Below are 10,936 nucleotides of genomic sequence, written 5' to 3'. Positions count from 1 at the left end.
AAGGGGACAAAACCTATGACAAACCCGGCGACTGCCCCGTATGTGGCATGGATTTGGTGGAAGAACTATCCTCCCCCTCCTTAGGAGGGGGTTTGGGGGGAGGATACACCTGCCCCATGCACCCCGAAGTGGTGAAAGACGAACCCGGAAACTGTCCCATTTGCGGAATGGACTTGGTGCCCAAACAAGCCGATATTTCAGCAGAACTAAAAACCTACAACAAACTGCTCAAAAAGTTCAAAATAGCGGTGCTTTTCACTGTGCCTATTTTTATCATTGCCATGTCTGAAATGCTGCCGGGCAATCCGTTGTATGACTGGATGGACATGTTTTATTGGAACTGGGTACAATTGGTACTTTCCATACCCGTGGTGTTTTACGCCACCTGGATGTTTTTTGAACGCGGCTGGCGTTCCATCGTTACCTGGAACCTCAATATGTTTACCCTTATCGCTATTGGTGCCGGAGTCGCCTGGTTGTTCAGTGTGGTCGGCTTGTTGATTCCAGATGTCTTCCCCGACCAATTCAAAACCCATATGGGAACCGTTCATGTGTATTTTGAAGCCGCCACGGTTATCCTCACATTGGTATTGCTGGGTCAGTTACTGGAAGCACGGGCACACAGTAAAACCAACTCGGCCATCAAGGAGTTGTTAAAACTGGCTCCCAATAAAGCCATTCGCATTGTAGATGGTGAGGAAGAAGAAATAGCAACAGATAAAATTCAAAAAGGGGATGAACTGCGGGTCAAACCAGGCGATAAGGTGCCGGTGGACGGAACTATCAAAAGCGGGTACAGCAGTCTGGACGAATCCATGATTACAGGAGAGCCCATTCCTGTTGATAAAAAAGAAGGAGATTCTGTGAGCTCGGGAACCATTAACGGCAATCGCAGTTTCACCATGACCGCTGAAAAAGTGGGGAATGAAACCTTGCTGGCACAAATCATTAAAATGGTCAATGAAGCCAGCCGTTCACAAGCACCCATTCAAAAACTGGCCGACAGGATTTCGGGTTATTTTGTTCCGGTGGTTGTATTGATTTCCATCTTAACCTTTATTGTATGGGCCATTTACGGCCCTGAGCCCAGCTATGCTTATGCGTTGATCAATGCGATTGCAGTGCTCATCATTGCGTGCCCGTGTGCGCTGGGATTGGCTACACCCATGTCAGTGATGGTAGGTGTGGGGAAAGGGGCGCAAAACGGTGTACTGATTAAAAATGCACAAGCACTGGAGCAAATGGACAAGATTGACGCGTTGATTATTGACAAGACAGGCACCATCACCGAAGGAAAGCCTTCGGTAGAAAAAACGGTTTCGGTTTCAGAATCTTTTTCAGAGGAGGAGGTACTGCAATTTATCGCTTCAGTAAATGCAAACAGTGAACATCCACTGGCGGAGGCAACGGTAGCTTTCGCGAAAGAAAAGAAGCTGGAAGTCACCAAATCCAGTGATTTTGATTCCGTAACCGGAAAAGGGGTTACGGGGGAAGTCAACGGAAAGCAAATTGCTGTGGGGAATGACAAACTGATGGCTCAAGTAAAAGCCGAAATATCCCCGGAAGTACAAAAACAAGTAAAAGCCGAACAGCAACAGGGAAAAACGGTTTCCTATCTGGCAGTGGATAACCAGGTGGCGGGCTATATCACCATTACCGACCCCATCAAAAAAACCAGCCGCCGGGCCATTCAGGAACTGATGGATGCCGGTGTTGAAGTATTTATGCTTACGGGCGACAATGAAAACACCGCAGCAGCCGTTGCCGGGGAGTTACACCTTTCAGGCTTTAAAGCCGGGATGCTGCCCGAAGACAAATTAAACGAAGTAAAACGCCTGCAAAATGAAGGCAAAAAAGTAGCCATGGCCGGTGACGGCATCAATGATGCACCGGCTTTGGCTCAGTCAGATATCGGAATCGCCATGGGCACTGGAACCGATGTGGCGATAGAAAGCGCAAAAATTACTTTGGTAAAAGGTGACCTACAGGGCGTGGTGAAAGCCAAAATGCTAAGCAAGAAAGTAATGCGAAACATCAAACAGAATTTATTTTTTGCACTCATTTACAATACGCTGGGAGTGCCAATCGCTGCCGGAGTGTTGTTTCCCTTCTTTGGTGTTTTGCTTTCTCCAATGATTGCAGCACTGGCCATGAGTTTTAGCTCTGTTTCGGTGATTGCCAATGCATTGCGGTTGAAGCGGGCTCGCATTGGATAACCCATATCCCCGCGAACGTGTGCGCCGAATCCGCCGGAGGCGGAGAAGGAGGGCTTTGTCCTCCGAAACAAGCGATAGCAGTGAAGGAGGAAGGCGGGGATCTCGTCAATCAAAAACGAATCCCTAATAACATCCCCCTTTTTTTGTCATTCCGACGAAGGAGGAATCTCATCCCGTTGCTCACGTACTGTTGCTCAGTAGTGCGTGCTTACCCGGATGGGACTCCTCCTTCTCCGCCTCCGGCGGATTCGGCGCACACGGTCCTCGTCGCTCGTGCCTCGCTCTGTCGGAGTGACAAACCCCATTGTTTTTGTCATTCCGAATCGCAGCGAGGAATCGCATCCTGTTGCTCACGCACCATTGCTCAGCAGCACGTGCTTATTCAGATGCGACTCCTCCTTCTCCGCCTCCGGCGGATTCGGCGTACACGGTCCTCGTCGCTCGTGCCTCGCTCTGTCGGAGTGACAAACCCCGTCTATTTGTCATTTCGACGATAGGAGAAATCCCATCCCGCTGCTCACGCACTGCTGCTCAAACCCGCCACTCAAACCCCGCCACTCACACACACAAACAATAAAACAAAAAAACATTTCATAATTATACTTAAATTTAACCCACCACAAGCCAAACCTTCTGAAAATGATAGAATTCACTGAAGGAATTTACACATTCTATGTTTACATCCTTACCAACAAGTACAGGACAACCTTTTATGTGGGGGTAACCAATAATCTAAGAAAGCGTTTACAACAGCACAAAGAAGCCATAGAACAACGTAAAAAGACTTTTGTGGCCCGGTATAATTTAACTGACTTAGTCTATTATGAAAAACACGGATGGATACAGTTAGCCATTGCAAGGGAAAAGGAAATTAAGGGTTGGCGTAGAGAAAAGAAGTTGAATTTGATACGCACTATTAATCCCAAAATGGAGACTTTTAATTATTTGTTTGAGTAGTTCAGCAGTGCATGCTTACTCTGATGCGACCCCTCCGTTGTCGGGGTGACAAAAAGCCCGTCTCTTTTTGTCATACCGACGAAGGAGGTATCCCATCATGCTGCTCACGCCCAGCTGCTCACACACCGTTGCCCAGCAGTGCGTACTTACTCAGATGCGACCCCTCTCCGCCTTTGGCGGATCGGCGTGACAAAAAGGAGTGAAGTCGGCGTGACTAAGGATGGGGTGTTGCTCAGCAGTGCGTGCTTACTCGTCGCTCGTGCCTCGCTCTGTCGGAGTGACAAAAACAAAGGAGTTGACAAAAACAAAGGGGGTGACAGAAAGAGAAAAGAGTGATAAAAAGGAAGTATGACAAAAAAACCTTCCTTCAATCAAATTTTGTAAATTTGTTGTTTCTATGAAAAAACCCATCGCCATACTATTTTCGCTTTTACTTTTGCTAAGCACCACAGACCTGACCTATGGGCAGCACTTTTGTGAAGGGGTAGTGGTGGACAAATCATTTACCATTGGTTTTGAAACCATGAACTGCGCCGAGGTGGAAGGCGATGATGCTTGCGAAAACAATCCGGGAGAAGACGATTGCTGCTCAGACACTTATTATCAGATACAAACCGATACCGAGTTTTCCGGAAAGAACCCCTATGCTTCATTGGAGATTCCGCCATTTGTTTCTTCTCAAACTAACTTTTTAATAGTAGCTGTTGCCTTTTCAAAGGAACAACAGTCTTTTAAGCTTTACACACCCCCTGAGAGGGCTCCCGACAAACTGGCCCTGTATCAAACTTATTTGATTTAGCATATTCAAATTTTTTCGAGACTAAATTTTCGCTCAAGGCGATTTTATTTTCATGTAATTTTTTTAGGATATGAACTATAAACACCTTTGGCTGTTGGCACTATGCCTGAGCCTGCAAACTTTACAAGCACAGGAAAAACTATCCGGAATCCTATTTGAAGGTTCCGAACCGGATAAAAATGTTCCTATGTCAGGTGCTAACGTGTACTGGGAGGGGACAGAAACAGGAACCATCACTAACTTTAACGGTGAATTTGAACTGCCCTACAAAAAAGAATACCGCAAACTGATTGTGAGTTATGTGGGCTATCAAACAGATACCCTTTCTGTGACCGGACCGGGCTTTATCAGGCATTGGTTGCTACCGGAAGGCAGTCTGGACGAAGTGGTGATTAAAAACCGGAAACAAACCAGCTTTCGTTCCTATTTGCAGGCGCAAAATGTGACCAATGTAAGCAGTGCAGAATTGCTCAAAGCAGCTTGTTGTAACCTGGCGGAAAGCTTTGAAACCAATCCGTCCATTGACGTGAATTTTCCCGATGCCCTTACCGGAAACCGGCAGATTAAGATGTTGGGGTTAACGAGTCCGTACACCCTCATTGCCATAGAAAATATTCCTTCTATTCGAGGGGCGTCACAGGCGTATGGGTTGAGTTTTATCCCCGGCACCTGGGTGGAAAGCATACAGATTTCCAAAGGCGCGGGCAGTGTGATCAACGGTTATGAAAGCATTGCCGGGCAAATCAACGCCGAATTGCAAAAGCCGTCAACAGATGAACGTTTCTTCCTGAATGCCTATGCCGGTGCTGATGGTCGGCTGGAACTCAACAACCATTTAAACTTTAAACTCAACAACAACTGGCATACCGGCTTGTACCTGCATGGCAACCTGCGGGATACCAAAAACGATATGAATGACGATGGCTTTCTGGACAACCCATTACAAAAACAATTGAACGTGATGAACCGCTGGCAATATACTGATACAGAAAAGGGCTGGGTAGGCTTTTTGAACCTTCGTTATTTGACTGACAGAAAACAAACCGGGCAAGTGAATTTCAATCCTGAAACAGACAAATTCACCACCAACGCCTGGGGTGCCGAAATAGAAACCACCCGGGCCGAAGCTGTGTTGAAACTGGGTTATGTGTTCCCGGAAATACCCTATCAGTCTTTTGGGTTTCAGGGGGCATACAGTCATCATGAGCAAGATTCCTATTTTGGCTTGAATGTGTATGACATTCAACACGAAAGTTTCTATTCCAATTTGAATTTCAATTCGATTATTGGCGATTCCCGGCACAATTTTAAAACAGGACTGAGTTTTACTTATGATAAATATGATGAACATGTGCTGACGGATACTTATTTGCGTACCGAAAATTCAGTAGGTGCCTTTTTTGAGTATGCTTATGACAATCTCAGTGATGTATTGCTCACCGCGGGGGTTCGTGTGGACCATCACAATTTGATAGGGACATTTGTTACGCCCCGATTTCATATGCGATATACCCCCTGGGAAAATTCGTCTATAAAGGCTTCTTTTGGCAGGGGCGTGAGGGCACCGAGTATTTTTGCTGAAAATCAGCAGCTTTTTGGTTCATCGAGGAACATTTCCATTTTGAACAATGGCGGCAATTTTTATGGATTGGATGCCGAAGACGCCTGGAATTACGGTCTTTCTTTTATACAGGGCTTTAGGCTATTTAACAGAAATGCCGACGTGGTGTTTGACTTTTACCGCACCGATTTCCGCAATCAGGTAGTCGTGGATTGGGAAGACCCGCGGCAAGTGCGTTTATACAACCTGGAAGGCAGCAGTTATGCCAACAGCTTTCAGACGGAAGTGAACTATACACCGGCAGAACGGCTTGACCTCAGGCTTTCGTATCGTTTGTTTGACGTGCAAACAGATTATTTACAAGGAAAACTCCAAAAGCCATTGACACCAAAACATCGCTTTTTTGCAAATCTGGCTTATGAAACAGGGCATACAGAAAAAGGCGCACAGTGGAAGTTTGATGCTACTTACAATTGGCTGGGTCAACAGCGTTTTCCTAACACAATGTCAAATCCTGAGCCGTATCAATTAAGTGAAATGACATTAGATTTAAACACCTTGAATGTACAAATCACCCGGGTATTTAGCCTAAAATTTGAAATCTATGTGGGCGGTGAAAACATCACCAATGTGCGTCAATCCAATCCCATTGTTGCGGCCGATGACCCTTTTGGGGAATATTTTGATACCACTTTTGTGTATGGCCCCATTTTTGGGAGTATGTATTATGCCGGGTTGCGATGGAAAATGTGAGGATAGTTTTGAGAGGGTAGAGGTGAGAGGTGAGTTTTTGAGTGGTGAGAGTTGAAAGGTAGTAAGATTTTGTGTTTTCAGAAATGGCTTTGTGGCCCTTTGTGTATTCTTTGTGTAACTTTGTGGTATAGCGAACCATCACTAATGAAAAACTTTGGATAATAAACCCAATGTTTAAAGATTGAATTTTTATTAAATTTATAAAATAAATAGGATGATGAGAAAATTTGTAATAATTACAGTATTTATGATGCTTGGCGTACAGCTTCAGGCTCAGGATAAAAATGCCAAGGCCATTATTGAAGTGGACGGTGTGTGTGTGATGTGTAAAGAACGCATCGAAAAAGCAGCCATCAAAACCAAAGGTGTGAAATCGGCTGTATGGGATGTGCAAACGCATATGCTTTCCCTTATTTATGATGAGCAAAAAACCAGTTTGGACACGATTCACCAAAAAATAGCAGACGTGGGCCACGATACTGAAAAAGTAACGGCCACAGAAAAAGCATATAACAGTGTTCACGCCTGTTGTAGGTATCGGGATGAGGCAGTCAGGGCTGATCATTAACTTTTTATAATATGGGGCAAGCAGACTTACCTAAAAAATCGCTTGGGTTTTTTCCAACACCTTTAGTGGAACTCAAGGCTTTCTCTACATTTTTAGGTGGCCCCAAAGTTTATATAAAACGCGACGACCAAACAGGGCTTGCAATGGGTGGTAACAAAACCCGAAAGCTTGAATATTTAGTAGGCGAGGCCATTAATAAAAACTGCGATGTCGTTATTACCGGTGGAGCACAACAGTCCAATCATTGCCGGCAAACTGCCGCTGCTGCAGCTCATTGTGGTATGGAATGCCATTTGGTTTTGGGCGGTGAACAACCCAACGAATTAAATGGCAACCTTTTATTGGATACACTTTTTGGAGCTACACTTCATTTCTGTGGCGACTTACGCAAAGGAGAAAAAATCCCTGAAATTTTTGAACAACTTACTTCTCAAGGAAAAAAGCCCTACATCATTCCCTATGGTGGCTCAAATGTTACAGGGGCGTTTGGCTTTGTAAATGCTGTTGAGGAACTTAAATTTCAAACGGAAAACCAAAACCTTCAATTCAATGAAATCGTTTTTGCTTCAAGTTCCGGAGGGACTCAGGTCGGTTTGATAGTCGGTAAAGAATTATTTAAAGCCGAATTTGATATTTTAGGAATTGGAATCGATAAAGACGAAATCGAAGGAACATCACTGGAAAATTTTATTTTGAAATTGGCCAACGAAACTGCTTCTATGCTCGATTTAGATAAAGAGTTCTCAAAAAGCGAAGTGCATTTAAACAACAATTACCTCGGGGAGGGATATGGTGTTGTGGGTGCTGCAGAAAAAGAAGCCATAGACCTTTTGGCTCGCCTTGAAGGAATTTTATTAGACCCTGTTTATACCGCAAAAGCCATGGGCGGACTGATTGACTTAATCAGAAAAAACCGCTATTCAAAAACAGATAAGGTATTGTTCTGGCATACCGGAGGAACCCCTGCACTGTTTTACTACAACAGCCAATTGCAATAAAAAACGCCTCTTTAAAATTGAAGAGGCGTTTTGTTTTTTTAAGTCCCCCTTCGGGGGATTTAGGGGGCTTATTACATCATCCCCGGCATACCGCCACCCATTCCGGGGGGCATTCCGCCACCGCTGTTTTCTTCTTTGATGTCGGTTAACGAGCATTCAGTGGTCAGGATCATTCCTGCAACTGAAGCTGCATTTTCCAATGCAATGCGTGTTACTTTTTTAGGATCGATGATTCCTGCTTTTAGCATATCCACATAAGTATCTGTCTTGGCATCAAAACCAAAGTTTTTCTTGCCTTCCAGCACCTTTGCAATCACTACCGAGCCTTCACCGCCTGCATTTTCTACTATGGTGCGTAATGGTGACTCAATGGCTTTGGCTACAATTTGTACCCCTGTGGTTTCGTCAAGGTTTTCAGTTGTTAGTTTTTGCAATACTGCAATGGCTCTCACCAATGCAACACCACCACCGGCAACAATACCTTCTTCTACAGCAGCCCTGGTTGCGTTAAGGGCATCATCCACACGGTCTTTTTTTTCTTTCATCTCCACTTCGCTGGCAGCACCCACATAAAGTACGGCAACGCCTCCGGCCAATTTGGCCAAACGCTCCTGTAGTTTCTCACGATCATAATCGCTGGTTGTGGATTCTATTTGGGCTTTTATTTCATTCACGCGTGCTTTGATGGCGTTTTTATCACCGGCACCATTCACGATCGTAGTATTGTCTTTGTCCATGGTGATGGTCTCGGCAGTTCCCAACATATCGATGGTTGCATTTTCCAAAGTGAAACCTCTTTCTTCAGAAATAACTGTTCCTCCTGTCAATACAGCGATATCTTCAAGCATGGCTTTTCTTCTGTCACCAAATCCGGGTGCTTTTACTGCTGCGATTTTTAAAGAGCCCCTTAGTTTGTTTACTACAAGGGTAGCCAGTGCTTCACCGTCAACATCTTCTGCGATAATAAGCAACGATTTTCCTTGTTGTGCTACCGGTTCCAAAACAGGTAACAAGTCTTTCATAGAAGAAATTTTCTTGTCGTAAATAAGGATCATCGGGTTTTCCAATTCTGCGTTCATTTTTTCAGAATTGGTCACAAAATAAGGTGACAGGTATCCTCTGTCAAATTGCATGCCTTCCACAACATCTACATAGGTTTCTGTTCCTTTGGCTTCTTCAACAGTAATCACGCCTTCTTTGCCCACTTTTCCAAATGCTTTTGCGATCAATTCGCCAATGACATCATCATTGTTGGCAGAAATAGAAGCGACCTGTTTGATCATTTCTGAAGAGTTGCCCACTTTGGTGGTTTGCTTCTCGAGATCTTTTACAATGGCTTCAACAGCTTTATCAATACCTCTTTTCAGGTCCATAGGGTTTGCTCCTGCAGTCACATTTTTCAAGCCTTCCTTGACAATGGCTTGTGCCAAAACAGTAGCGGTGGTTGTTCCGTCACCTGCCAGGTCGTTGGTTTTTGAGGCTACTTCTTTTACCATTTGAGCACCCATATTTTCTAGCGGGTCCTGAAGTTCTATTTCTTTGGCAACGGTTACACCGTCTTTAGTGACTTGTGGTGCCCCAAAGGACTTACTGATAATTACATTTCTACCTTTTGGGCCTAAGGTTACTTTTACTGCATTTGCCAATGCATCAACTCCACGCTTTAGTCCATCGCGTGCTTCAATATCATATTTTATATCTTTTGCCATAGTTTTGATTTTTACATACCCGCAAAGGCGGGTATCTTGTTGTTATACTTGATTATAGTTTTTTGGAAATCGAGATTAGCGATGCTGAATCACGAGATTCCCGCCTACGCGGGAATTATTGCCAGGATATCATCTTCACGCATGATTAGATAATCGTTGCCATCCAGTTTTAATTCTGTTCCGGAATATTTTCCATAAAGAACGGTGTCACCTGCTTTCACGGTCATTTTGTGGTCTTTTTTACCTGAGCCAACGGCTACGACTTTTCCTTGTTGAGGCTTTTCTTTTGCAGAATCAGGAATGAAGATGCCTGATGCAGTTTTTGTTTCGGCCTCCTGTGGCTGAACCACAACACGGTCTGATAAAGGTTGAATTTTTAATGCCATATAATTTGAATTTTTGAATTAGTTGTTACGGCAGCTAATTGGCAGAAATTGTGCCACTGCACAATCTACTGACATATTGAAACTAAAAATGCCAGCTTGTCAGCAGCTGGCAAAAAAAAATCCCGCAAAGGCGGGAATCTCTTGATTCAGCGTAGCTAATCTATATGTTTTAATGCGGTTACTCCACAGGTGTTTGCTGAACAGGTGTCGTTGGAAGCGGACTCGTTCTTTCTACAGCGTCAATCGATCTTGATTGGGTTGCTCCCATACTCTGGAAAAGGGAAATGTTTGACACTAAAATTAAAACCAGTAATAAAATGGCCAGTGTCCAGGTGCTTTTGTCAAGGAAGTCAGTAGTTTTTTGAACACCGCCCAATTGCTGGGTACCACCCCCGCCAAACGATGAAGACAATCCGCCACCCTTAGGGTTTTGCACCATAATAACCACTACTAATAAAAACGCTACCAGAACGATTAATATTAAAAAAACTGTAAACGTACTCATTGATTCTTTATTTAATTATTTTGTTGTATTTTTTCTATTGCCCGAATTTGGTCTGCAAAGAAACCACTTTTTTCGGGATTTTTCAAAATTAAAATTTTATAGGCTTGTATGGCTTTTTTGTAATTCTTTTGCTGTATGTAAACCTTGGCCAAGGTTTCGGTCATTAAATGCTCGTTTGTCTTTGTAAACGGCTTGGCCAAATCTTCAGTTGACTGTTGAACAGTGGGGTCGATTTTAGGGTTTTCCTGAAGGAATTTGTCGATTAGCTTGTATTTTTCTTCTTTTCGAGAAACTGTTTTTTCCGGTTTTTCTTCCCTTTGAATCGGTTTCGCAGAAGTTAGCTTTAGCCATTCATTGAAGGAGTGTTTATCTTCTTTTGAAAAGGTGAGCGGTTTGTGAACTTCAAGGATTTCTTCTACAGCTTTCTCTTCTACACTTTTTTCAACTTTGCGTTCAAACAAAGCGGGATTTAAAATGGCTTCGG

General features: G+C 43.9%; 9 protein-coding genes and 1 pseudogene. 6 read left to right on the top strand and 4 right to left on the bottom strand.

All coding sequences use genetic code 11. From position 1 onward, the window contains the following. The 6 genes from AC6F75_RS05260 to AC6F75_RS05235 all read left to right on the top strand — a co-directional run. Window positions 1-2,216: heavy metal translocating P-type ATPase (locus tag AC6F75_RS05260; protein ID WP_500713900.1), on the top strand; the 2,216-nt coding region annotated here is incomplete at its 5' end. A 639-nt stretch (window positions 2,217-2,855) separates the two neighbouring features. Next, entirely contained in the window at window positions 2,856-3,173 is a 318-nt protein-coding gene (locus AC6F75_RS05255; protein ID WP_500713899.1) for a GIY-YIG nuclease family protein, read from the top strand. Between the two features lie 397 nt (window positions 3,174-3,570). After that, the gene (locus AC6F75_RS05250) at window positions 3,571-3,972 is read left to right on the top strand and encodes an HYC_CC_PP family protein (RefSeq protein ID WP_500713898.1); all 402 of its coding nucleotides are present in this window, start codon (window positions 3,571-3,573) and stop codon (window positions 3,970-3,972) included. A gap of 70 nt (window positions 3,973-4,042) precedes the next feature. Further along, on the top strand, window positions 4,043-6,286 hold the full coding sequence (locus AC6F75_RS05245) for a TonB-dependent receptor domain-containing protein (protein ID WP_500713897.1): 2,244 nt from the start codon (window positions 4,043-4,045) through the stop codon (window positions 6,284-6,286). A gap of 217 nt (window positions 6,287-6,503) precedes the next feature. Then, window positions 6,504-6,854, top strand: coding sequence for a cation transporter (locus AC6F75_RS05240; RefSeq protein WP_500713901.1), 351 nt, complete (start codon window positions 6,504-6,506; stop codon window positions 6,852-6,854). A gap of 11 nt (window positions 6,855-6,865) precedes the next feature. Further along, window positions 6,866-7,852 (top strand): D-cysteine desulfhydrase family protein, encoded by a 987-nt coding sequence (locus AC6F75_RS05235; RefSeq protein WP_500713896.1) that lies wholly within the window; start codon window positions 6,866-6,868, stop codon window positions 7,850-7,852. A 71-nt stretch (window positions 7,853-7,923) separates the two neighbouring features. On the opposite strand, the gene groL is transcribed toward AC6F75_RS05235, so the two are convergent. The 4 genes and pseudogenes from groL to AC6F75_RS05215 all read right to left on the bottom strand — a co-directional run. After that, the gene (gene groL, locus AC6F75_RS05230; RefSeq protein ID WP_500713895.1) at window positions 7,924-9,561 is read right to left on the bottom strand and encodes a chaperonin GroEL; all 1,638 of its coding nucleotides are present in this window, start codon (window positions 9,559-9,561) and stop codon (window positions 7,924-7,926) included. Between the two features lie 104 nt (window positions 9,562-9,665). Continuing rightward, window positions 9,666-9,947, bottom strand: coding sequence for a co-chaperone GroES (locus tag AC6F75_RS05225; RefSeq protein ID WP_500713894.1), 282 nt, complete (start codon window positions 9,945-9,947; stop codon window positions 9,666-9,668). Window positions 9,948-10,125: 178 nt separating this feature from the next. Beyond that, window positions 10,126-10,452, bottom strand: coding sequence for a preprotein translocase subunit SecG (gene secG, locus AC6F75_RS05220; RefSeq protein ID WP_500713893.1), 327 nt, complete (start codon window positions 10,450-10,452; stop codon window positions 10,126-10,128). An 11-nt stretch (window positions 10,453-10,463) separates the two neighbouring features. Next, window positions 10,464-10,936, bottom strand: a pseudogene (locus tag AC6F75_RS05215) (hypothetical protein); the annotation flags it as partial.

The sequence above is a fragment of the Planktosalinus sp. genome (assembly GCF_059864935.1).
Note: the sequence above shows the minus strand (reverse complement) of the source record. Positions and strands in the feature narration are given on the sequence as shown.

What these genes read in the sequence shown, in the direction of transcription:
- AC6F75_RS05255 (WP_500713899.1), top strand. Translation starts at nt 2,856, where the DNA reads ATGATAGAATTCACTGAAGGAATTTACACATTCTATGTTTACATCCTT.
- AC6F75_RS05250 (WP_500713898.1), top strand. Translation starts at nt 3,571, where the DNA reads ATGAAAAAACCCATCGCCATACTATTTTCGCTTTTACTTTTGCTAAGC.
- AC6F75_RS05245 (WP_500713897.1), top strand. Translation starts at nt 4,043, where the DNA reads ATGAACTATAAACACCTTTGGCTGTTGGCACTATGCCTGAGCCTGCAA.
- AC6F75_RS05240 (WP_500713901.1), top strand. Translation starts at nt 6,504, where the DNA reads ATGAGAAAATTTGTAATAATTACAGTATTTATGATGCTTGGCGTACAG.
- AC6F75_RS05235 (WP_500713896.1), top strand. Translation starts at nt 6,866, where the DNA reads ATGGGGCAAGCAGACTTACCTAAAAAATCGCTTGGGTTTTTTCCAACA.
- groL (WP_500713895.1), bottom strand. Translation starts at nt 9,561, where the DNA reads ATGGCAAAAGATATAAAATATGATATTGAAGCACGCGATGGACTAAAG.
- AC6F75_RS05225 (WP_500713894.1), bottom strand. Translation starts at nt 9,947, where the DNA reads ATGGCATTAAAAATTCAACCTTTATCAGACCGTGTTGTGGTTCAGCCA.
- secG (WP_500713893.1), bottom strand. Translation starts at nt 10,452, where the DNA reads ATGAGTACGTTTACAGTTTTTTTAATATTAATCGTTCTGGTAGCGTTT.